The following is a 23,227-nucleotide window of genomic DNA, read 5'->3' as shown; positions in this document are numbered from 1 at the left end:
GTTCGTGGACGTAAAGCGACAGCAGTCCACGAACAAGGCCCCGCAGGCCAGTCACCGCACCCAACACCCACCCAGCCCGCCGCAGGCGCAACGGCGAACAACCCCGACGGCGGGACAGACGGCTACGTAGGCGGCGCCGCAAAGCGCGCAACGGCGAGACCACCCGCGGCGCAGGAGACGGGTACGTACGGGGCGCCGCAAAGCGCAACGGCGAGACCACCCGCGGCGGGAAAGGCGGCTACGTGCGCGGCACCGCAAAACGCAACGGCGAGCGAGCCCCGCGGCGTCGCAGACGGGTACGTGCGGCGCGCCGCAAAGCGCACAACGGCAACCCCCGCGGCGGGAAAGCCAGCTACGTGGGCGGCACCGCAAGATCAGCTACGTGGGCGGCACCGCAAGATCAGCTACGTGGGCGGCACCGCAAGGTCACCCCGCGTCCGGGCGCTCGCCGGTTGTCGGGTCCTCCGGGCGGCGGTACATGCGGGTTGCCGTGATCTGGCCGTGCACCGCCTCGCCGGACGGGTCGGGCTGTGGGAGGCCCGGTCGCAGGTGTTCCTCGACGCTGATGTACTTCAGCCCCGCCCGCAGGTCCGCGTCGTTGCGCAACCGGATGACCAGCGGGAACTCGGCGAGCGCGGTGGTGTCGAACAGGCCGGTGGTGTAGAGGAGCTGGACGCCCAGGGCATCGGCGACCGCCCGCTGGAGCTCCAGCAGATAGGTGGCGTTGGCGCGGCCGATGGGGTTGTCCAGGAACAGCGTGCCGGCGTGCCGCTGCTTGTCGCGGCCCCGGTCGTTGCTGCGCAGCGCCGCCATCGTGCAGTACAGGGCGATGGCGGCGGTCAGCAGCTGACCGCCGGAGAAGACGTCGCCCATCTGCCCGACCGGCACCCGCTCGGCGCGCAGCACCGCGTCCGGCTTGAGGATCTCCACCGCGACCCCGCGCGGCAGCAGCGCGGCGTGCACCCCGCGCAGCAGCAGGGACATCCCGTCCCGGCGCAGATCGCTGTTCTTCTTCACGGCCGCGCTGGTCGCCTCGTCGATGACCTCGCCCAGCCGCTCGGTGAGGGTGGCCTGGTCGGGGTCCTCGAAGCGGATGCGCAGGAACTCCTGGCCGGACCACTCCCCCAGCCCCTCCGGGAGCCGGGACAACCGCTGGGCCGAACGGAGTGTGGTGAGTGAGGACTCGACCAGCCCGCGCAGCCGGTCGACGATGGAGTCGCGGTTGCGCTCCAGCTGGGCCAGCTCGTCGGTGAGCACCCGCAGGCGGGGCGCGAACGCCTCGGCCCACTTGGCGGCGTGGTCCGGCAGGGCCGCGGCGGGCAGTTCGCGGATCTGCTGCCGGGCCGGGGTCCGGACCTGTTCGTAGCGGGTGGAGTTGGCGTGCCGGACGAGGATGTCGGCGGCCTCGCGGACCGCGGATTCCGCGGCGGACAGATCGGCGGCGCAGCCGCGCAGCGAGCGGCGGGACTCGGCGGCGGCCTGCCGGGCGCCGTCGAGGGAGCCGGCGTACGGCTCGATCGGCGCCGGTACGCCCTCCTCGGTGTCGTGGTGGTCCCGCAGCAGATCGCGCAGCAGGGCGGCGGTCTCGTCGAAGCCGCCGGCCGCGTCCTCGGCCGCGCGGTGGGCCCGCAGCAGTTCCTCGTGCCCGGTGCGGGCGGCGGCCAGCGCCTCGGTGGCGGTGGCCAGTTCGCCGGACGCGGTGCGCAGCAGTTCCTTGGCGCGGTCGGCGTCGGCGGGCACCAGCTCGTCGGGGAGTTCGGTGTGCGCCTCGCCGTCCGTCGGGGCGAGCCGCTCGGCCTCGCCGCGGAGCCGGCCGAGCTGCTCGCTGGCGGCCGAGGCACGGCTCTCCAGCATCTGCACCAGCGATTCGGCGCGGGCCGCGGCGGCCTGCCGGGACGGGCCGTCGGCGGCGTCCGGGCTCTCCAGGAGCGCCTCGGCGCGGGTGCGGACCTTGTTGGTGAGACGGTTCAGCTCGGCCAGCGCGGCGGATTCCTCGCCCTCGGCGCGGGCCTGTTCGGCGCGCAGGTCCGCGCCGACGCCGACCTTCTCGTAGAGCTGGGAGGCGGCGCGGTAGGCCTCGCGCAGCGCGGGCAGCGAGGCGCTCGGGGCCTCGGGTGCCTCGCCCAGGTCGTCCGGTACACCGGCGATCTCGGCGCGCTCGGCGCGCAGCGCACGGGCCGTACGGCGGGCGTCGTCGGCGGCGCGCTGGGCGGCCCGGCGGTCCTCGTCGGCGGCCCGGGCGCGGTCCACGCATTCCTCGGCGCGGGCCTCGAACTCGGCTGCCTCGTCGGCGAGTTCGCGCAGCCGGGACTGCCAGGAGGCGCGCTCGCGCAGTCGGTGGGCGAGCCCGGCCAGCAGGTCGGCGGCGCGGCGGGCGCGCTGCGCGGCCTCCTGCCGCTCGTCGCGCACCCGGGTGGCCTCGGCGGCCGTCTCGTCGGCCTCAGCCCGGGTGGTACGGGCCTCGGCCAGCTCGGCGGCGGCCTCCTCGGCGGCCGTACGGGTCTCTTCCACGGCGGCGGCGAGCTCGGCGAGCCGGCCGGCGGGGCAGCCGGTGCGCCAGGAGCCGAGCCGGGCGGCCAGTGCGCGGTCGCCGGCGAGCCGGGCGGCCAGCGCCCGGATCTCCTCGTCGCGCTCTATGGCGCGGGCCCGCAGCGCCTGCCGCTCCTCGTCGGCGGCGGATTCGTCGTGCATCGCCGGGTTCGGCGGGACGAGAAAGACGGCGGGGTCCCGCTCGTCGTCGGCGGGGGTGGGGGCGAGGAGGGCGGCGGCGGTGCCGACCGCGACGGCGGAGCGGGGCAGCAGCGCGGCCTGGCCGAGCACCTCGCGGGCCCGGGCGTGCGAGTCCGGGTCCGTGATGATCACGCCGTCGACGAGCTCGGGGCGGGCGGCCAGGACCCGGGCGTGGTCGGCGGGGTCGACGGCCTGGGCGAGGTAGCGCCAGCCGGGCAGGGCGGGCACGCCGTGTTCGCCGAGGTACTCGACGGTGGTCAGCACGTCGGGCCCGGGCGGCAGCAGGCCGCCGTCGCCGAGGGCGCCGAGGATCCGGGCGTCGTCGGCGGCGGCGGTGCGCAGTTCGAAGAGCTGCCGCTCGGCGGCGGCGACGCCGTCCTCCAGCAGTTCCTGGAGTGCGTCGGCGTTGCGGTCCAGCTCCTCGGCGGTCAGCGGGCCGGCGCCGGCCGGGCGGCGCGGGGTGCCCGGCTCGGCGCCGCCGGCCGTACGCGGGCCGGGCACGCCGACGGTGCGGCCGTCGGCGGGCGGGAGGCCGAGGAGGTCGGCCAGCCGTGGCTCGGCGCCGATCGATTCGGCGGCCCGGCGTTCTGCGTCGAAGGCACGCCCGGCGGCCTCGGCGGCGTCCTCGGCGCGGGCCGCGGCGAGTTCGGCGGCGGAGTGCCGGGCGGTCGCCTCGCGGGCCCGGTCGGTGGCCCGGCCCGCCGCCTCCCGGGCGACGTCCCAGGATTCGACGGCGGCCTTCTCGGCGTCCGAGGCGGCGAGCGCGGCGCGGGCCGGGTCGGCGTCCGGGGCGGTGTCGTCCAGCCAGCCGGCCCGGACGGCCTCCTCGGTCTCCTGGGCGACCTCGGCGAGCCGCTGCCGGAGGTGGTCGGCCTCGCTGCGGGCGCGCTGGGCGTGGGTGGCGGCGGTGGTCGCGTCGCGGTGCGCGGACTCGCCGGTCTCCTGGAGGGCGGCGGAGCGCTCCTCCTCCTCGTTGGCGATCCGCTCCCCGGCCTCGGCCGCCGCGTGCAGGGCGCGGACGAGGTCGGCGGCGGCGGTGGCGCGGGCGGCGAGCGCGGGTGCGGCGTCCCGCTCGGCCTCGCGGATGGCGGCGGCGACCCGGGCGGAGCGGTCGGCGGCGGCGCGGTGCCGCAGGGCGATCTCGGCGGCCTGCCAGGCGCTGTGCAACGTACGGGCGTCGTTGAGCTCGCGGCGCTGGGCGGCGGCGCCCTTCTCGGCGGCGGCCAGCGCCAGGGAGGCGTGGCGGTAGGCGAGTTCGGCGGAGACCAGGGCGCGGCGCTCGCGGACCTGCTCGGCGTCGGTGACGCGGTGGGCGGCGGTGGCGACCTGTTCGGCGAGCTCGGCGGCGCGGCCGCGCTCCTCGGTGCCGCGGGCGTGCAGCCGCTGGGCCAGGGCGCGGGTGCGGCGCTCGGCGCCGGCGTGCACCTCGCGGGCGCGTTCGCGCTGTTCGGCGGCGCCGGCGATGCGGGAGAGGAGGTCGAGGGAGCCGGCGGTGAAGTCGCGTTCGGCGGTGAGTTCGGCGCGCCGGCCGAGCTTGTGGGCGAAGCCGTGGACGAGGTCGGCCAGGCCGTCGGTGTCCCGGGTGTCGGTGACGGCGCGCAGCAGCAGGTCGGTGAAGTCGGAGTCGTTCTTCACCGCGAAGAGGCCGGCCGCCTCGCCCTCGTCGGCGTTCATCTCGCGCTGGTAGCGGAAGAGTTCGGGGTCCAGGCCCAGCTCGCCGAGGTGTTCGTTCCAGCGTTCGTGGACCTCCTCCCAGATGACGTCCAGGTTGGGGTAGTTCTTCCCGGCCTCGGTGAGGACGTCGCGGAAGCCCTTCATCGTGCGGCGGCGGCCCTGGGCGCCGGAGGAGCCCTCGGCGCCCTCCTGGCGGGGCCGGACGACGGTGGCCTCGGCGACCGGGAGCGAGTCCAGGCTCATGCCGGGGCCGGGCCGGAAGCTGTACCACGCCTCGGCGAACTTGCGGGGGTCGTTGGAGACCTGCCGGCCGCGCCATTCGCTGACCTTGCCGACGACGACGGATTCGCCGGTGAGGACGTGCTGCCACTCCAGGGCGACGTGGCCGCAGTCGTCGGCGAGCAGGAACTTGCGCAGCACGCCGGAGCTGGCGCCGCCGAGGGTGTTGCGGTGGCCGGGCAGCATCACCGAGAAGATCAGCTTGAGCAGGACGGACTTGCCGCCACCGTTCTCCAGGAAGAGCACGCCCGCGGGGGCCGGCCGGCGCGGCGGGCCGACCGGCTCGTCCTCGAAGAAGTCCGCCTGGGCCGGGGCCGGTCGGGGCACGGGCGCGCCGACTCCGCGGAGGTCCAGCACGGTGTCGGCGTAGCGCGCACCGGCGGGCCCGATGGAGTAGAGACGGACCCGGGACAGCTCGTACATGGCGGACTTTCGTTGTCGTGGCGGGAGGCGGCGGGCGGGGTGGTCGGTCAGCCGGAGTGGAAGGGCAGTCCGGCGTCCGCGACCAGGTCGAGGGCGTCGGTGTCCTCGCCCGGCAGCAGCGAGGCGCTGCCGTCGGCGACCGGGACGATGCCGAGGTCGAGGAGCTCGGCCATGGCGGCGCTGCCGGCCATGTCGCGGACCTGGAGCTGGTAGCGGGCGGTGGTGCGGTAGGCGCCGCCGGCGTCGTCGCCGGTGCGCTGCAGGAAGCCGGAGTCGACGAGGAAGGTGACGGCCTTGGCGATGATGCCGGTGGTCGAACCGGCCAGCCGCCGGGCGTCCTTGGTGGCGCCGGTGGCGCTGCGCCGCGCGTAGATCCGCCAGGCGGATTCCAGGCCGGGGGCGTCGGTGACGGGGTCGGTGTTCTCGCCCTGTTGTTCGGCGCGTTCCTCCAGGCGGCGGCAGGCCTGCCGGACGAAGGCGTCGACGCCGTTGACGGTGATCCGGCCGATGTAGCCGTCGTCGGCGAGGTCCTCGGGGCGCGGGAAGGCGAGCGCGGCGACGGCGAGGTGGGCCAGGCCGTGCAGGAAGCGGTCGGCGGAGTCGGCGGAGGCGCGGCGGGCGTAGTCGCCCATGCGGACCGCGAAGACGGAGTCCTCGGCGGCGGTGACGGCCATGCCGGCGCGGGTGGAGACCTCCAGGACGACCAGGCCGAGGCCGGTGGCGACGGCGTCGGCGAGCCGGGCGAAGGCGGGGTCGTCGCGGTAGCGGCGCAGGAGTTCGCCGTAGTCGGCGTCGCGGGCGGGCAGCAGTTTGGGCTGGAGTCCGAAGGAGACCAGCCGCGCGGCGTCCGCGGCGTCGGCCGGGGTGACGGGGGCCGGGCCGGTGGTCTGCCCGGCCGCGGCCGGTGTGCCGTCGGCGGCGGGCGCGCCCCGGTCCGGTTCGCCGGGTGGGGACGCCGGGTCCGGCTGCGGCGTCTCGTCGGCGTCGTACGGGGTCACGGGACAAGCTCCTTGCGGGGGACGATTCGGGGCGTTGCGGGCGGGGGCGGGGGCGTCATCAGGCGGCCTCCGAGCGGTCGGCGGCCATGCCCGCGGCGTCCAGCAGGGCGGTGCCGACGATGAGGTCGGCGCCGCCGAACTCGGGGTCGGCCAGCTCGGTGCCGTCGTCGACGGCGAACAGCAGCTGCGGTTCGCCCTGGCGGTAGGCGGTGCCGACCGGGGGGCTGGCGGCGTGCACGGCCAGCAGGGCGACGAGGTAGGGGAGTTCCGGGTCGCTGCGGCGGGCCTCGGCGAGCAGGCCGGAGAGCCGGCGGGGCGCGTCCGGCGGGAGGTCGAGCAGGGCCATCGCGGCGTCGAGCTGGGCCTCGCTGAAGCGGCTGTCGTCGGGGGTGGCCACCAGGTCGGGCTCGGGCATCTCGGCGCCGAGGTGTTCGCGCTCGACGGGCGGGGTGAGCAGCATCTCGACGAGGTCGCCGACCCGGACGGCCGCGGGGGTGCGCAGTCCGGTGCCGTGTGCGAAGAAGGCGTCGGTGACGCGGGTGGCCTGCTCGACGGGGAGCGGCAGGACGGGGGCGACGAGCTGGCCGTACAGGTCGAGGCCGGCCCGGGCGACGGGGGTCGCGAACGCCTGCCGGTCCTGTTCGGCGCGGAAGAGCGGGCCGGCCTCCAGCAGCCGGGACTGGAGCTGGGTGTGGCGGCGGATGCAGTCCTTGACGATGTCGACGAGCTCGGCGGCGCGCCGCTTGTGCTCGCCCGTCCTGGGGTCGTCGGCCTCGGCCTCGTCGCGGACCTTGCGGATGTTGGTGAGGATGGCGTTCTCGTGGCGGTAGCGGTCCGCGACGTGGTCGAGCGCCTCGTTGATCATGTCGGGGACGGTTTCCAGCCAGTCGACCGCGCGGACGTTGCGCCGGGTGGCGTCCAGGGTGCGGCGGAGGGTCTCGGCGTACTGGACGGTGCGGTAGCGGGCCTGTTCGGCGGCGAGCTGGGCGTCGGCCAGCCGGCCGCGGCTGATCAGCACCTCCAGCTTGACCTCGGCGGCGATCTGGGCACTGGTGACATCGGTGTCGAGCGCGCCGACCAGGACGTTGACCGCTTCGTCGGTGGCGCGGAGGTAGACGCTGCCGCCGGCGCCGGGGACCTCTTCGATGAGCTTGAAGTCGTAGTCGCGGCGGATGTACTCGCCGTCGGTGGTGAAGGTGCCGTAGACGGCGCGGAAGCCGCGGTCGACGCTGCCGACGTTGATGAGGTTCTCCAGCACCCAGCGGGCCACCCGCTCGTGTTCGGCGGTGGGGCGGCCGGGGGTCTGGGCGGCGACCCGGGGGAGCACCTTGGCCACTATTTCCTCGTGGTCGGCGCCGGTGTCGAAGTCCATGTTGAGGGTGACCAGGTCGATGACGGCGAGCGCCACCTCCGCCATGGCGTAGACGCCGTATTCGCCCGCGAGGTTGGCCTTGCGCGCGTCGAGGTCGTGCAGCGGCGCGGTGCAGGCCAGGGCACGCAGCCGGCGGGCCAGGCCTTCGTCGGCGGCCGGGCCCGGCGCGGGGCGGTTGACCCCGTTGAGCTGGGGCGCAGCGGGCCCCTGGGCGGGAAAAGTCACGTCGCACAGAGTAGGCGCTCGCACTGACAACGGACGAAACGGCGCGGATCCGCTCATGGGTGGAACGGCCGCCGGATCCCTTGACGGACCGCGGGCGGTCGGTGCTTCGGCCGGTCGGCCAGTTTACGGCGTGGGCGGCCGCGGCCGGAGGGCAGGTCCCTTTGCCGGTCAGCTCCGTTTGCCGGTCAGGTCCCCTTTGCGGCCGGGGCCCGTTGCGGTCACGCCCCGGAAAGTCCGTCGCCGGCCGGCGGTCCGTCCAGGGCGAGCACGGCGAAGGTGGCGAGCCAGTGGTCGGCGGTGAAGTCCCCGGTGACGGTGTGCGGGAGGCCGGCGACCAGGTGGTCGCGGGCCGCGGCGGTGAGGACCGGGCGGCGCGGGTCATCGCCGGGCAGCACGGCGGCGATCCGGCGCAGTGCGGCCGCCCGGCTCAGCGAGAGGCCGATGAGATGGCCGATCTGGGGGTCGGCGGGGTCGGAGACGGTGGGCGGGCCGAGCAGGGCGGCCGGGGCGCGCCGTTCGAGGCCGGGCAGGAAGCGGCCCAGCCAGGCGGCGAATTCGGGGCCCGGCAGGACCCGTGCCATCGCCTCGGCCTCGCTGAGCGCCGGGGAGAGGAAGTCCTGTCCGGAGGGTTCCCAGTGGGCGGGCGCGGTGTGGTCGTCGGTGAACCAGCGGCGCAGCGTACGGGCGACCGGACCGGCCAGTGCGGGCCGGCCGGCCGCGGCGGCGCTGTCCAGGACGAGGCCGAGCGCGAAGGCGCTGTTGGTGTGGGTGCCGTGGCGGACGGGGTAGGTGGCGCGCGGCAGCCAGGCGCGCAGCAGGTCGTCGACGGTTGCGGCCGCGGGCGCCAGCGCGGCGGCCCAGCGGTCCCCCGCGGCGCCGCCGAGCGCCCGGCATTCGGCGGTGAGCGCGAGCAGCCAGGCCCAGCCGTAGGGCCGCTCGAAGGAGGGGTGGGCGCGCAGGTAGGCGGCTTCCGTGGCGAGGTGGGCGGGGGTGAGGTGGGCGTCGAGGACGTCGGTCACCGCCTCGCGGGGGACGCGCCGGGGGCAGCGGCGCAGCAGCCGGACCAGCAGCCAGTGCATGTGGACCGCGGAGTGCCAGTCGTACGAGCCGTGGAAGGCCGGGTGGTGGGTGCGGGGCGGCACCAGGTCCTCGGGCCCGGTGAGCAGGTGCATCGGGGCGTACGGGTAGGCGCGGGTGACGTTCGCCCGGGCCAGGGTGGCGAACCGCTCGGCGTGGGCGGCGAGTTCGGTGGCGTGGGCTCCGGTGGCGGTGGTCAATGGGTGGCTCCGCCGGCGATGCGGAGGTCGGTGCGGGTGCGGGCCGTGGTGGCGGCGATCTCCCGCAGCGCCCGGGCGACCGCGTCGACCGGGAGGGAGGGCTGGGCGCGGTCGGTGACCTGCTCGGGGGCGTAGGGGACGTGCACGAATCCGCCGCGTATGCCGGTGAGTTCGGTGGCGATGAGGTGGGCGAGGCCGTAGAAGACGTGGTTGCAGACGAAGGTGCCGGCCGTGTTGGAGATGGAGGCGGGCAGGCCGGCGGCGTGTACGGCGGCCACGCAGGCCTTGATGGGGAGGGTGGAGAAGTAGGCGGCGGGGCCGCCGGGCACGACCGGTTCGTCGACGGGTTCGGCGCCCGTGGCGTCGGGGATGCGGGCGTCGTCGACGTTGAGGGCGACGCGTTCGACGGTGATGTCGGGGCGGCCGCCGGCCTGGCCGACGCAGATGACGATCTCGGGGCGGGCCTCGTCGATCGCGGCGCGCAGCACGGCCACCGACGCCCCGTAGACACAGGGCAGTTCGACGGCGGAGGCCTCGATTCCGGGCGGCGGTTCGGCCGCGGCGGCGCGTACCGCCTGCCAGGAGGGGTTGACGGCTTCGCCGTCGAAGGGGGCGAAGCCGGTCAGCAGTACCCGGGTCATACGGTCGTCCTCGGTGCGGGTGGTCGGAGGGGGGACGGCGCGGGCACGGCGGTGGGGCGCCGTGCCGCGGCGGGAGGGCCGGTCGGTTCAGAAGGCGAACAGGGCCATGATCACGATGTTGCAGCCGAGCAGGACGCCGGCGGTGGGCAGTTGGGCCTTGATGGGCCCGTACTGATCCTTCAGTTCCAGCAGGGCGGCCGGGACGATGTTGAAGTTGGCGGCCATCGGCGTCACGAGGGTGCCGCAGAATCCGGCGAGCATGCCGACGGCCAGGACGGCGGCGGGGTTGCCGTGGAAGTGCCCGATGAGGACGGGCCAGCCGACGGCCGCGGTCATCACGGGGAAGGCGGCGAAGGCGTTGCCCATGACGATGGTGAAGGCGAACATGCCCACGCAGTAGAGGGCGATGGCGAGGTACAGGGAGTCCTTGGGCAGGACGGAGGTGGTGAGTTTGCCGACCTGGTCGCCGACGCCGGAGACCTGGAAGATGGCGCCCAGGGTGGCCAGCATCTGCGGCAGCAGCATCGCCCAGCCCATCGCCTCCAGCATGGAGCGGCCGGCCTGGACGGGCACCGCGATCCGCTTCTCGCGGAGCATGATCATGCCGACGACGAGGGCGGCGACGGCGCCGATGCCCAGGCCCAGGATGGTTTCGCTGCCTTCCTGGAGGACCGGTTCCCCGCCGATGGTCAGGTGCTTGACACCGATGGCGCAGGCCATGGCGACGGCCGGGATGGTCAGTGCGGGGACGAAGAGCTTGTTGCCGAGCCGGGCGGCGCTGGCCGTGCGCTCCTCGGGGGTGGTGGTGCGCGGGGTGCCGCGTCCGGTGAAGCCGAAGCCGGCCAGGCAGGCCATGACGAGGACGGCGACGCCGAGCGGCTCGGCGGGTGCCTGTTCGGTGACGACCCAGCTGCTGTAGACGAAGCCGGCGCCGATCAGGCCCCAGAAGGCGCCGGTGCCGTACCGCTTGGGGTTGCTGCGGTCGGTGAACATCTGGGCGGCCATCACCAGGAAGCTGAGGCCGACCAGCCAGTAGAACCACTCCGCCTTGATCACTGGGCTGCCTCCACTGCGGCGTCGGACGGGACGGGGGCGGTACGGAGTTCGCGCTCCAACTGGCGGTCCAGGCGCAGCAGGCGCCAGCCGTGGACCAGGAAGGCGCACACGGCGGTGGGGATGGCCCACAGCGCGAGGTGCAGCGGTTCGAGGTGGGTGCCGTAGGTGGTGTTGACGAATCCGGTGATCAGCAGGATGGAGCCGACGGCGAGGAAGACGTCCTCGCCGAAGAACAGGCCGACGTTGTCCGCGCTGGCGGCGAACGCCCGGACCTTCTCCCGGGTCCGTTCGGGCAGTCCGCCGTACTTGCGCTCGGCGGCGCCCTCGGCCATCGGGACGGCGAGCGGCCGGACGGTCTGGGCGTGCCCGAAGACGTTGGTCAGTCCGACGGCGGCGCCGATCTGCCGCAGGCCCAGGTAGAGCGCGAGGAACCGGCCGGTGGTGAGACTTGCGAAGCGGGCGATGAGGGTGCGGGCGCGTTCCTGGAGGCCGTAGCGCTCCAGGAGGCCGATGACCGGGAGGGTGATGGCGAAGATGGTCACCGCCCGGCTGCCGGCGAAGCCCTCGCCGAAGGCGGCGAGGACCTTGCCGGGGGACAGTCCGCCCAGGAGGCCGGTGGCGATGCCGGCCACCGCGACGACCAGGAGCGGATTGCGTTTCGTGGCGAAGCCGATCACGACCACGAGCACGCCGAGGAGCACGATCATGGATCCGCCTTCCGCGTACGGGACCGCAGGGGGTCCGGGAGAGGGGTGAAGAGATTGCAGCGGAGGCTAGGCGATTGTTCAACGATCCGACAAGGGGTCTGCGCGGGCGAACCTCGGATCGCGGGTCAGTCCCGGGCGATGTGCTGGGCGTACGCGCCCGACAACTGGCTGCGCGAGTCCTCCAGGTAGGACAGCAGCAGCCGTTCGGCCTCGGCCGCGTCGCCGGCCTGCAGGGCTTCCACGATCTGCCGGTTCCGGGTCAGATAGGGCGCGTGGAACCGCCGGGGATCGGCCATGACGTGGAAGACCAGCCGCAGTTCGGCCAGCACACCGCGCATCAGCTCGTCGGTGCGCGGACTGCCGGCCAGCGCCACGATGCCCTGGTGGAAGCGGATGTTGGCGGTCGACAGGTCCTGCCACTCCCGGTCGTGGGAGGCGGCCTCGCCGGCCTGCACGGCCGCCTCGATGCCGGCGATGGCCGCGGTCGTCCGGTCGCCGTAGGGCCCCTCCCCCAGGCTGCGGACCGCCGCGCACTCGACGAGCGTGCGCACCCGGTAGATGTCGTCCAGGTCCTCGACCGTCACCACCCGCACGAACACCCCGCGGTTGAGCTCGTGCACCAGCAGCCGCTCGTGCGTCAGCAGCCGGAAGGCCTCGCGCAGGGTGTTGCGGGAGACGCCCAGCGCGCCGCCGATGCTCTCCTCCGACAGCCGGGCGCCGGGCGGGAAGTAGCCCTCGGTGATCCGGTCGCGCAGGATGTCGGCGACCCGTTCCGCCGTACTGGCACGGCCCAGCAGGGCCCGGTCCCGTTCCAGTCCCGCGACCTCGGCGAGCCGCCGCTGGTCGTTCTTCGCCACTCCGCCGGCCATCTGGCTCCCCGCTCTCGTGCCGTGCCCGGTGGCCGGCCGGGCCGTCCGGGCGTGATGTGGACGGAAGTCAATCCCAGATCCGGGGACAGGACAACGGAACCTCGTCCGGAGTCCGCACACCCCTTGTCGGATCGTTCAACAATCCTCTACGTTGTCCCCCAACGCCGGTCGGCTCGGGTGCCCTCGGGGGAGAGTCACTACGGATACGGGCCGGCCGGTTCGTCCCTGCCCTCCCTCCCCCGCCCGCAACCGGGCCGCCACGCCCTGCCCCGGCCCGCCCCGGCCCACCCGGCCGGCACCGAGCACCCTGGAACGGAGCGACATGAGCGACGCGGTGGACTCCCCGGACCGTGCGGGTGCTCCCGTCATCGACCTCAACGCCGACCTCGGCGAGGGCTTCGGCCGCTGGCAGCTCACCGACGACGAGGCCCTGCTGTCCGTGGTGACCAGCGCCAACGTCGCCTGCGGCTTCCACGCCGGCGATCCGGCCACGATGCGCCGGGTCTGCGCGCTGGCCGCCGAGCGCGGGGTGGTCATCGGCGCCCAGGTCTCCTACCGCGACCTGGCCGGCTTCGGCCGCCGCGCGATGGACGTCCCGCCGGACGAGCTCGCCGACGAGATCGCCTACCAGATCGGCGCCCTCGACGTCTTCGCCCGGGCCGCCGGCGCCCGGGTCGGCTACGTCAAGCCGCACGGCGCGCTCTACAACCGCTGTGTGCACGACGCGGAGCAGGCCGGCGCGGTGATCGCCGGCATCCGCACCGCGGGCGGCGGGCTGCCGGTCCTCGGACTGCCCGGCTCCCGGCTGCACGAGGCCGCCCGGGAGGCCGGACTGCCGGTGGTCGGCGAGGCGTTCGCCGACCGCGCCTACACCGCCGCGGGCACCCTCGTCCCGCGCCGCGAGCCGGGCGCGGTCGTCCACGACCCCGACGAGGTCGTCAAGCGCGCCCTGGGCATGGCCCGGGACCGCGCGGTCACCGCGGCCGACGGCCGCCGGGTGGAGATCACCGCCCGCTCGCTGTGCCTGCACGGCGACACCCCGGGCGCTGCCGGCCTCGCCCGGCGCGTCCGGTCCGAGCTGACCGCCGCCGGGGTGCGCATCCGGAGCTTCGTATGAGGCCGCTGCCGGTCGGCGAACACGGGCTGCTGATCGAGCTGGACAGCGCCGAGGAGGTCGGCGCGCTCCACGCCGAGCTGCTGCGCCGCGCCGCCGACGGCACCCTGCCACCGGTCGGAGAGATCGTGCCGGCCGCCCGCACGGTCTTCCTCGACGGCCTGGCCGACCCGCGCGGGCTGATCGCCGAACTCGCCACCTGGGACGTCCCGCCGCGCCCGGCCGACGACCGGCCGGCCGTCGAGATCCCGGTCCGCTACGACGGCCCCGACCTCGCCGACGTCGCCGCCCTGTGGGACACCACCCCCGAGGAGGTCGTCCGCCGGCACTCCGGCACCACCTTCCACGTCGCCTTCTGCGGCTTCGCGCCCGGCTTCGGCTATCTGACCGGGCTGCCCGAGCCGCTGCACGTGCCGCGCCGGGGCACCCCCCGGACCAAGGTCCCGGTCGGCTCGGTCGCGCTGGCCGGCCCGTACACCGGGGTCTATCCGCGGTCCTCCCCCGGCGGCTGGCAGCTCATCGGCACCACCGACGCCGTGCTGTGGGACCCGCGCCGGGAACCGGCCGCGCTGCTCACCCCCGGCACCCGCGTCCGCTTCGTGCCCCTGGAGACCGCCCGATGACCGACCGCGCCCTCGCGGTGGTACGGGCCGGTGCGCTCACCACCGTGCAGGACCTCGGCCGCCCCGGCCACGCTCATCTCGGGGTGCCCCGGGCCGGCGCCCTGGACGAGCCCGCGCACCGCCTCGCCAACCGCCTGGTCGGCAATCCCGAAACCGCCGCCACCCTGGAGACGACGCTGACCGGCTGCGCCGTACGGGTGCGGACGGCCACCACGGTCGCGGCCACCGGCGCGCCCTGCCCGGTGACCGTCGACGGCCGCCCCGCCCCCTGGGGCGCCCCGGTGCGCGTCCCGGCGGGCGCCGTCCTGGACGCCGGGACGCCGGTCCACGGGCTGCGCTCCCACCTCGCCTTCGCGGGCGGCATCGACACCGAGCAGGTGCTCGGCAGCCGCGCCGCCGACCTGCTGTCCGGCCTCGGCCCCGATCCGCTCACCGACGGCGTGGTGCTCCCGCTGGGCGCCCCGTACGGCCCGCCCGCCGCCGCGGACGCCGTCCCGTACCCGGGCCCGGTGACCGAACTGTGCCTGCCGTTCCTGCCCGGCCCGCGCGACGCCTGGTTCACCGAGGCCGGGCTGCACACCCTGACCACCGGCCGCTTCCGGGTCTCCGCGGCCGGCAACCGCATCGGGCTGCGCACCGAGGGCCCGCCGCTGGAACGCGCCCGCACCGGCGAACTCCCCAGCGAGGGCATGCCATTGGGCGCCCTGCAGGTCCCGCCGAACGGCCTGCCGGTGCTCTTCCTGCACGACCACCCCACGACCGGCGGCTACCCGGTCGTCGGCGTGGTGCCCGAGCGTTTCCTGGCGCCCGCGGCACAGGCGGTGCCGGGCACCCCGGTCCGGTTCGTGCGCCTCGGCCGACGACCGGACCGGGCGGCGCGCTCCCGGTGACACCGGCGCACACCGCCGCCCGAAAGGGGCACGGTGCGCCGGCCGTTCACGCCCGGCACGCCACCTCCGCCCGCGTTGCCGGACACACTCTTGGGCACGCTCCGTAGCGGATCAATCGCTCCGAGCGACCATTCGGCCTCCGCACGGAAGGAACCGTCCCACCATGCGTCTCGTACCGCGCCTCGCCGCCGCGCTCAGCGGTCTCGCCCTCACCCTCGGCGGCGTCGTGGCCGTCGCCCCGGCCGCCCACGCGACCCCGCAGGCCTGCTTCTACCACGTCCTGGCACAGCATCCCGGCGCGGACCCGGAGGTGGTGGAAGGGGCCTGTCTCATCGGAGCCGAGGGCACCCCCGAGGCCGTGCGGGCCTGTTACTTCGAGCTGCGGCGGGACTACGTTCCCGCGGTGGTCGCCTTCGAGGCGTGCCGCCGGGCGGGGCAGGAGTAACGGCCGGCCGAACCTGCGCGCGGGCGGCCGTGGGCACCGCGGGCTCCACGGCCGGCCACGGATCACGGCTCCCCGTAGCCCCCGCCCCCGGGCGTCCGCAGCACCAGTACGTCGTCCACGCCGGCCTCCGCCGCGTCGCAGCCCCGGAGTTCCTCGCAGCTGCCGTCGGCGCGTTCGATGAGGTTGGCGCCCAGCGCGCCCGGGGCGCCGCCCGCCATGCCGTAGGGCGGGACGCGGCGGTGGTGGGTGAGCAGGGCGAGGGTGACCGGCTCCAGGAAGCGCAGCCGGCGCTCGACGCCGCAGCCGCCGTGCCAGCGGCCGCGACCGCCGCTGCCGTCGCGGATCGCGAAGGCGTCGACGCGGACCGGGTAGCGCCACTCCAGGACCTCGGGGTCGGTCAGCCGCGAGTTGGTCATGTGGGTCTGCACGGCGTCCGCGCCGTGGAATCCGTCACCGGCGCCCGAACCGCTGGCCACGGTCTCGTAGTACTGCACCCGGTCGTTGCCGAAGGTGAGGTTGTTCATCGTGCCGGAGCCCTCGGCCTGGGTGCCCAGCGCGGCGTAGAGCGCGCCGGTGACCGCCTGGGAGGTCTCCACGTTGCCCGCGACGGTGGCCGCCGGGAAGACGGGCGCCAGCATCGAGCCCTCGGGGATGCGCACCTCGACGGGCTTGAGGCAGCCGCTGTTGAGCGGGATGTCCTCGCCGACCAGGGTGCGGAAGACGTACAGCACCGCGGCCATCACCACCGAGGTGGGCGCGTTGGTGTTGCCGGGCTGCTGGGGCGAGGTGCCGGCGAAGTCCAGCACGGCGCCGCGGGCGCCCCGGTCGACGGTCAGCGCGACCCGGATCTCCGCGCCGCTGTCCGTCTCGTAGCGGTAGCTGCCGTCCGACAGCCCCGCGATGATCCGGCGGACCGATTCCTCCGCGTTGTCCTGGACATGGCCCATGTAGGCCCGTACGACGTCCAGCCCGAACTGGTCGGTCATCCTGCGGAGTTCCTGGATGCCCTTCTCGTTCGCGGCGATCTGGGCGCGCAGATCGGCGAGGTTGGCGTCCGGTGAACGGGACGGGTACGGGCCCGAGGTGAGCAGCTCACGGGTCTCGCGCTCCCGCAGCGTCCCGTCCCGGACCAGCAGCCAGTTGTCGAAGAGGATTCCCTCCTCCTGGATGGTGGTGCTGAACGCGGGCATCGAGCCGGGGGTGATGCCGCCGATCTCGGCGTGGTGGCCGCGGGACGCCACCAGGAACAGCAGTTCGTCGCCGTCGGCGCCGAACACGGGCGTGACGACCGTGACGTCCGGGAGGTGGGTGCCGCCGTGGTACGGGTCGTTGATCGCGTAGACGTCACCGGGCCGCAGGTCGCCGCGGCGCCGGCGGAGCACCTCCTTGATGGACTCCCCCATCGAGCCCAGGTGCACGGGGATGTGCGGGGCGTTGGCGATCAGATTGCCCTCGGCGTCGAACAGCGCACAGGAGAAGTCCAGCCGCTCCTTGATGTTGACGGAGTGCGCGGTGTTCTCCAGCCGGACGCCCATCTGCTCGGCGATGGCCATGAAGAGGCTGTTGAAGACCTCCAGCATCACCGGGTCGGCCTCGGTGCCGACCGCGGCCCGGTCGCCGCGCGGGCGGGTGCGGGTCAGCAGCAGGTGCCCGCGGTCGCCCATCTCCGCCTGCCAGTCGGGGTCGACGACGGTGGTGGCGTCGGCCTCGGCGACGATCGCCGGGCCGGTGAGGACGTCACCGGGCCGCAGCCCGTCCCGCCGGTACAGCCCGGTGTCCCGCCAGCGTCCGCCCGCGTACATCCGCACCGTCGCGGCGGGCGTCAACTCCCCGTTCCTGCCGCCGGTTTGCGCCTCGTAGCCGCGGGCGCCGCCGGACTCGCCGCGCGCCTCGACCGACACCGCCTCGGCGACCAGCGGTTTGTCCATGGTGAAGGCGTACCGCTCGCGGTGCGCCCGGACGAACTCCTCCGCCATCGCCTCGGCGTCGCCGAGCGGGACGCCGAGGGGCGAGTCGGTCCCGGCGTAGCGGACCAGCACCCGGGCGCGGGTGGTGATCGACGCGTCCGGCACCCCGTCGTCGAGGAGTTCGCGACGGGTCTGGTCCGCGAGCGCGGTGCACACCTCGTGGACGTGGTCGAGCGCCGCGGGGTCCGCGAACTCCGCCTCGACGGCCTGTTCGCGCATCGCGGTGGCGTCCGCGACGCCGATGCCGTACGCCGAGAGCACCCCGGCCAGCGGCGGGACGAGGACCGTGTCGACGCCCAGGGCGTCGGCGACCGCGCAGGCGTGCTGGCCGCCGGCGCCGCCGAAACTGGTGAGGGCGTAGCGGGTGATGTCGTGGCCGCGCTGGACGGAGATCTTCTTGACCGCGTTGGCCATGTTGAGCACGGCGATGTCCAGGAACCCGGCGGCGACCTCCTCGGGGCCGCGGTCGTCCCCGGTGTCGGCGGCGGCCCGGGCGGCCAGCTCCGCGAAGCGCTCCCGGACCGCCCGGTCGTCCAGCGGCTGGTCGCCGTCGGGTCCGAACACCGCCGGGAAGTGGGCCGGCTGGATGCGGCCGAGCATCACATTGGCGTCGGTGACGGTCAGCGGGCCGCCGCGGCGGTAGCAGGCCGGTCCCGGGTCGGCGCCGGCGGAGTCGGGGCCGACCCGGTAGCGGCGCCCGTCGAAGTGCAGGACGGAGCCGCCGCCGGCCGCGACGGTGTGGATGTTCATCATCGGGGCGCGCATCCGGACGCCGGCGACCTCGTTGCCGAAGACCCGCTCGAACTCCCCGGCGTAGTGCGACACGTCGGTGGAGGTGCCGCCCATGTCGAAGCCGATCACCCGGTCGTGGCCGTCACCGGCCTCGGCGGCCGTACGGACCATGCCGACCACGCCGCCCGCGGGGCCGGAGAGCACCGCGTCCTTCCCGCGGAAGTGCGCGGCCTGCCGCAGCCCGCCGTTGGACTGCATGAACATCAGCCGGATGCCGGGAAGTTGGGCGGCGATCTCGTCGACGTAGCGGGCCAGGATCGGCGAGAGGTAGGCGTCGACGACGGTGGTGTCGCCGCGCGGCACCAGCTTCATCAGCGGGCTGACCTCGTGCGAGCAGCTGACCTGGGGGAAGCCGGCCTCACGGGCCAGCTCGGCGACGGCCTGCTCGTGCTCTACGTGGCGGTAGCCGTGCAGCAGGACGACGGCGGCGCTGCGCAGCCCTTCGGCGCGGGCCCGGCCGAGCGCCTCGCGGACCCGGTCGGCGTCCAGCGGCCGGACCACGTCGCCGTGCGCCCCGATCCGCTCCGGCACCTCGATCACCCGGTCGTAGAGCGCCTCGGGCAGCACGATCCGGCGGTCGAAGATCCGCGGGCGGTTCTGGTAGGCGATCCGCAGCGCGTCGCGGAAGCCCTCGGTGATGAGCAGCACGGTCGGCTCGCCCTTGCGCTCCAGCAGGGCGTTGGTGGCGACGGTGGTGCCCATCTTGACGACGGAGACCCGCTCGGCCGGCACCGGTTCGTCCGGGCCCAGGCCGAGCATCATCCGGATGCCGGCCACCGCGGCGTCCCGGTAGCGCTCGGGGTGGTGCGAGAGCAGTTTCCCGGTGACCAGCCGCCCGTCCGGGCGTCTGCCGACGACGTCCGTGAACGTGCCACCGCGGTCGATCCAGAACTCCCAGCGTCCGGTCGTCATCCCGTCATTGTCGCAGCGCCCGGCGCGCACGCGGCGGCTTTCGGCCCGGGCAGGGCGGCCAGCGCGGCCCACGTGGTCCGGTCGGCCCCGGCGTCCTCATCCCGTCACCGTCACAACGCCCGACGCGCACGCGGCAGCTTTCGGCCCGGGCAGGGCGGCCAGCGCGGCCCGCGTGGCCCGGTCGGCCCCGGCGTCCTCATCCCGTCACCGTCACAACGCCCGACGCGCACGCGGCGGCTTTCGGCCCGGGCAGGGCGGCCAGCGCGGCCCGGGTCGTCCGGTCGGCCGCGGCGTCCAGGAGGCGCCCGGTGCCCGCGAGCGAGTGCCGGTACTCCCGGGCCGCGAGGGCGAGCAGACCGGGCAGCAGGTCCGTGCAGCGGTCGACGACCCAGCGGGTGCCCTTGGTGGCCATCCACAGCGCGGAGCCGGTACGGGTCGGTGGCCGGCCGTCGAGGGTGAGCGCGGGCGGCGGGCCCACGGGCAGGCCGGCGGCCGCGAGCTGCGCGTGGAAGCCGCGGGCCAGCAGCCGGTGCCCGCGTTCGCTGGGGTGCAGCCGGTCCACGCTCCAACAGGCGCGTTCGGTGACCCAGGGGTACTCGGCCAGGTGCAGGTGCACGCCGCCGTGGCGGGCGGCGAGCGCGTGGACGACGGTGTTGACCGCCCGCATCCGGCGCCCCAGCGGCCGGGCCAGCGGCGCGGGCAGCCCCAGCATCCGCCCCGGATCGGGCAGACAGGCCGTCAGGACCACGGCCCCGTCGCCGCTCAGCGCGCCGTACGCCCGGTCCAGTGCGGCCGCGACCCGCTCGATGGCGAAGGCGGCGCGCAGGGTGTCGTTCGCGCCGACGACCAGCGACGCGAACCGCGGCCGGTGTGCCCGCGCGGCGGGCAGCTGCCGCTCGGCCACGTCCCCCGCCAACGCCCCGCTGACCGCCAGGTTCACCAGCTGCACACTCTCCGGCCGCTCCCCCAGCGCCGCCGCCAGCAGCACCGCCCAGCCGCGCCAGCCCCCACCCGGAAGGGGATCGCCCAGCCCTTCGGTCAGCGAATCTCCGAGCGCGACAAAACGGACGGGTTCCCCGCTGCGGGCCGGTCCCGGCGGTGCCATGGGCGGCCGCCCGGTCGGCGGCTGCTCCGGGGTCGGCCGTTCGGCTGCCGCCGGTCCTGTGGGCGGGAGTTCGGCTGCTGCCGGTCCCGTGGGCGGGAGTTCGACTGCCGCCGGTCCCGTGGGCGGCTGCTTGGATATCGGCCCCGTAGGCGGCCGTTCTGCTACCGCCGCCCCCATAGACGGCCGCTCGGCTCCCGCCGCCCCCGTAGACGGCTGTTCCGCTCCCGCCGGTCCCGTAGGCGGCCGTTCCGCTGCCGCCGATCCCATAGACGGCTGTTCCGCTGCCGCCGGTCCCATAGACGGTCGATCCGCTGCCGCCGGTCCCGTTGGCGGCTGCTCGGGTATCGGCCCCGTAGACGGCCGCTCGGCTCCCGCCGGCCCCGTAGACGGCCGCTCGGATATCGGCCCCGTTGTGGACCGCACCGTCACCACCCGCCCCGGGGGCCCGCCGGGTGCGGCGCGGCCGGTACTGGGGTGGCGGGCCGGGCCAGTGGCAGGGCGGCGTCGTGCGCTGCCAGGAAGGCGTTCACGGCCGGCTGCCAGCCGTAGCCCTCGGCCTGTCGGCGGGCCGCGGCGCGCCGGGCCGGTTCGGGCCGGGCCAGTACCCGTTGGACGGCGTCGGCGAAGGACGGCCCGTCGTCGAGGGCGGTGTCGCCCCCGCCGCCGACGAGCCCGGCCAGCGCCGAGGCCGCGCTGGCGACCACCGGGGTGCCGCAGGCCAGCGCCTCCAGGGCGGCCAGCCCGAACGTCTCGGCGGGCCCGGGCGCCAGTGCGAGATCGGCGCTGGCCTGCAGGGCGGCCAGCCGGTCGCGGTCGGCGAGGTGGCCCAGGAACGCCGCGGGCAGCCGTTCGGCCCGCGCGCGGGCGGCCAGCCGGCCCCGCAGCGGCCCGTCACCGACCACCACCAGCGCCGCGTCGATCCCGCGCCGGCGCAGCTCGGCGAGCGCGTCCAGGGCCCGCCCGGGCCGCTTCTCCTGGGACAGCCGGGAGCACATCAGCAGCAGCACCCCGGCCCGGCCCGCACACCGGCGGCGCAGCTCCGCGCTGCCGCAGTCCGGGTGCCAGGCGTCGAGATCCACCCCGAGCGGGGCGCGTACGACGTTGCGCGCGCCGGCCCGGGTGAACTCCGCGGCCGCCCACTCGGTGGTGCACACCACCCGGCTGTAGGCGTACGCGGTGCGGCGGTTGAGCCGGTCCGCGGCGGCCCGGGCGAGCGGCCGCGGTACACCCCAGGTGCCCAGCACCCCGTCGACGCTCTCGTGCGAGACCATCACCGCGGGGACCCGGGCCCGGCGGGCCCACTCGCCCGTCCAGCGCAGCGTCGTACGGTCCGAGACCTCCAGCCGGTCGGGCGTCAGCCCTTCCAGCAGCCGCTGCACCCGGCGCCGGTCGGTCAGCATCCGGTAGCCCCCGCTGCCGGGCAGCACGCTCCCCGGCAACGTGAACACCCGCCCCTGGGCGGTGAGTTGCTCCCGCATCCGCCCGTCCCCGGGCGGCCCGGGCACGATGAGCACCGGTTCGTGCCCGGCGGCCCGGTAGCCGGCGCCGAGTGCGGCGAGCGCGGTGCGCAGCCCGCCGGAGGACGGCGTGACGAAGTTGGCGATCCGTACGATCCGCAGGCCCGTCGTGCGGGCCGCCCGCCGGTTCATGCCGCCACCGCCGTCCGGTCGGCGAGCACGTCCTCGTAGTGGCCCAGCAACTGGTCGCCGACCGCTTCCCAGGTGCGGTCCGCGACGGCCCGGCGGGCCGCGGCGCCGTACCGCACGCGTAGTTCGGCGCTGCCCGCCAGGAAGCGCACCGCGTCCCGGAACGCGCTCCCGTCGCCGGGGGTGACCAGGAGCCCGGTGCGGCCGTGGTCGACCAGATCGACCGGCCCGCCGGCCCGCGGCGCGACCACGGGCACGCCCGAGGCCATGGCCTCCTGCACGGTCTGGCAGAAGGTCTCGTAGGGCCCGGTGTGCACGAAGACGTCCAGGGAGGCGTAGAGCCGGGCGAGTTCGTCACCGGTGCGACGGCCGAGGAAGCGGACCTCCGGGAGGGCGGCGCGCAGCCCGGCGGCGCTGGGGCCCTCGCCGATGACGACGGTCCGGACGCCCGGCAGCCGGGAGGTCTCGGCCAGCAGCCGGACGTCCTTCTCCGGCGCGAGCCGCCCCACGTACCCCACCAGCAGCTCCCGCCCGGCGGTCAGCGAACTGCGCAGCACCGCGTCCCGCCGCCCCGGGTGGAACCGGGTGGAGTCCACCCCGCGCGGCCACAGGTGGACGCGGGGCACGCCGTGCTCGGTCAGGTCCAGCAGCGCCGCGCTGGAGGGCGCCAGGGTGCGGTCGGCGGCCCCGTGCACCGCGCGCAGCCGCCGCCAGGCGGTGGCGGTGCCGCCGCCGAGGTAGGTACGGGCGTAACGGCCCAGGTCGGTCTGGTAGACGGCGACCGCGGGCACCCGCAGCCGGGCCGCGGCGGCCATCCCGCGGGCACCGAGGACGAAGGGGCCCGCGAGGTGCACCAGATCGGGCCGGTGACCGGCCAGCGCCGCGGACAACCGCCGTCCGGGGAGCGCGATCCGCACCTGCGGGTATCCGGGCAGCGGCATCGACGGCACCCGCACGACCGGGCAGGGGCTGTCGTGCGTGACGGTTGCGGGCGCGGCGCCACCGAGCGGGGCGATGACGAGCGGATCGTGCCCGCGCCGGACGAGGTGACGGGCGGTTTCCAGGGCGCAGTGGGCCACGCCGTTGACATCGGGTGGGAAGGATTCGGTGACGATGACGACACGCATACGGCTGTTGTCGGCGCCTGGTGCGTGGAGCGAGCCACGTGGATCTTTCCTGCCGGCGAACATTCCGCTGCGCTTTGCGGCGCCGCCCACGTACCCGTCTCTCCCGCCGCGGGGCTCGCCGTTGCGCGCTTTGCGGTGCCCCGCACGTACCCGTCTGCTGCGCCGCGGGGCTCGCCGCTGTGCGCTTTGCGGCGCCCCGCACGTACCCGTCTCTCCCGCCGCGGGGCTTGTTCGCCGTTGCGCCTGCGGCGGGCTGGGTGGGTGTTGGGTGCGGTGACGGGCCTCCGGGGCCTTGTTCGTGGACTGCTGACGCTTTACGTCCACGAACAAGGCCCCTCCGGCCCGTCCCCTCCCG

General features: G+C 75.5%; 16 protein-coding genes. 4 read left to right on the top strand and 12 right to left on the bottom strand.

Annotated elements, in window-relative coordinates:
- Positions 1-426: 426 nt before the first annotated feature.
- The 8 genes from AB0E02_RS38195 to AB0E02_RS38160 all read right to left on the bottom strand — a co-directional run bounded on the left by AB0E02_RS38195 (position 427) and on the right by AB0E02_RS38160 (position 12,251).
- Entirely contained in the window at positions 427-5,106 is a 4,680-nt protein-coding gene (locus tag AB0E02_RS38195) for a hypothetical protein (protein WP_362149046.1), read from the bottom strand.
- A 47-nt stretch (positions 5,107-5,153) separates the two neighbouring features.
- Positions 5,154-6,104 (bottom strand): hypothetical protein, encoded by a 951-nt coding sequence (locus tag AB0E02_RS38190; protein ID WP_362149043.1) that lies wholly within the window; start codon positions 6,102-6,104, stop codon positions 5,154-5,156.
- A 58-nt stretch (positions 6,105-6,162) separates the two neighbouring features.
- Positions 6,163-7,701: a hypothetical protein gene (locus tag AB0E02_RS38185; RefSeq protein ID WP_362149041.1), complete on the bottom strand. Its 1,539-nt coding sequence runs from the start codon at positions 7,699-7,701 to the stop codon at positions 6,163-6,165.
- Positions 7,702-7,919: 218 nt separating this feature from the next.
- Entirely contained in the window at positions 7,920-8,978 is a 1,059-nt protein-coding gene (locus AB0E02_RS38180; protein ID WP_362149038.1) for a DUF2891 domain-containing protein, read from the bottom strand.
- Positions 8,975-9,619 (bottom strand): pyroglutamyl-peptidase I, encoded by a 645-nt coding sequence (gene pcp, locus AB0E02_RS38175; RefSeq protein ID WP_362149035.1) that lies wholly within the window; start codon positions 9,617-9,619, stop codon positions 8,975-8,977. The genes AB0E02_RS38180 and pcp overlap by 4 nt, the downstream gene beginning before the upstream one ends.
- Before the next feature lie 87 nt (positions 9,620-9,706).
- Positions 9,707-10,675 carry a DUF979 domain-containing protein gene (locus AB0E02_RS38170; RefSeq protein WP_362149031.1) on the bottom strand — a complete coding sequence of 323 codons (969 nt, stop codon included), beginning with the start codon at positions 10,673-10,675 and terminating at the stop codon, positions 9,707-9,709.
- Positions 10,672-11,382, bottom strand: a complete 711-nt coding sequence (locus AB0E02_RS38165; protein ID WP_362149028.1) for a DUF969 domain-containing protein — start codon at positions 11,380-11,382, stop codon at positions 10,672-10,674. The genes AB0E02_RS38170 and AB0E02_RS38165 overlap by 4 nt, the downstream gene beginning before the upstream one ends.
- Positions 11,383-11,507: 125 nt before the next feature.
- Entirely contained in the window at positions 11,508-12,251 is a 744-nt protein-coding gene (locus AB0E02_RS38160) for a GntR family transcriptional regulator (RefSeq protein WP_362149025.1), read from the bottom strand.
- A gap of 322 nt (positions 12,252-12,573) precedes the next feature.
- On the opposite strand from AB0E02_RS38160, the gene AB0E02_RS38155 reads away from it, so the two are divergent.
- The 4 genes from AB0E02_RS38155 (at position 12,574) to AB0E02_RS38140 (ending at position 15,323) form a co-directional block, all read left to right on the top strand.
- A complete protein-coding gene (locus AB0E02_RS38155; protein WP_362149022.1) occupies positions 12,574-13,368 on the top strand; it encodes a 5-oxoprolinase subunit PxpA in 795 nt (264 codons plus the stop codon).
- A complete protein-coding gene (pxpB, locus tag AB0E02_RS38150; protein WP_362149019.1) occupies positions 13,365-13,988 on the top strand; it encodes a 5-oxoprolinase subunit PxpB in 624 nt (207 codons plus the stop codon). The genes AB0E02_RS38155 and pxpB overlap by 4 nt, the downstream gene beginning before the upstream one ends.
- Positions 13,985-14,878: a biotin-dependent carboxyltransferase family protein gene (locus AB0E02_RS38145; RefSeq protein WP_362149016.1), complete on the top strand. Its 894-nt coding sequence runs from the start codon at positions 13,985-13,987 to the stop codon at positions 14,876-14,878. The genes pxpB and AB0E02_RS38145 overlap by 4 nt, the downstream gene beginning before the upstream one ends.
- A 163-nt stretch (positions 14,879-15,041) precedes the next feature.
- Entirely contained in the window at positions 15,042-15,323 is a 282-nt protein-coding gene (locus tag AB0E02_RS38140) for a hypothetical protein (RefSeq protein ID WP_362149013.1), read from the top strand.
- Between the two features lie 62 nt (positions 15,324-15,385).
- On the opposite strand, the gene AB0E02_RS38135 is transcribed toward AB0E02_RS38140, so the two are convergent.
- The 4 genes from AB0E02_RS38135 to AB0E02_RS38120 form a co-directional block, all read right to left on the bottom strand.
- Entirely contained in the window at positions 15,386-18,994 is a 3,609-nt protein-coding gene (locus tag AB0E02_RS38135) for a hydantoinase B/oxoprolinase family protein (RefSeq protein ID WP_362149010.1), read from the bottom strand.
- Positions 18,995-19,190: 196 nt separating this feature from the next.
- Complete coding sequence (locus AB0E02_RS38130; protein ID WP_362149007.1) at positions 19,191-20,099, bottom strand: SGNH/GDSL hydrolase family protein; 909 nt, start codon at positions 20,097-20,099, stop codon at positions 19,191-19,193.
- Positions 20,100-20,524: 425 nt separating this feature from the next.
- The gene (locus AB0E02_RS38125) at positions 20,525-21,748 is read right to left on the bottom strand and encodes a glycosyltransferase (RefSeq protein ID WP_362149004.1); all 1,224 of its coding nucleotides are present in this window, start codon (positions 21,746-21,748) and stop codon (positions 20,525-20,527) included.
- Complete coding sequence (locus tag AB0E02_RS38120; protein WP_362149001.1) at positions 21,745-22,872, bottom strand: glycosyltransferase family 1 protein; 1,128 nt, start codon at positions 22,870-22,872, stop codon at positions 21,745-21,747. The genes AB0E02_RS38125 and AB0E02_RS38120 overlap by 4 nt, the downstream gene beginning before the upstream one ends.
- Positions 22,873-23,227: the final 355 nt, after the last annotated feature.

It is taken from the genome of Streptomyces sp. NPDC048196 (assembly GCF_040652715.1).
Lineage (GTDB): Bacteria > Actinomycetota > Actinomycetes > Streptomycetales > Streptomycetaceae > Streptomyces > Streptomyces siderophoricus.
This window is presented reverse-complemented; position numbering and strand designations above follow the sequence as displayed.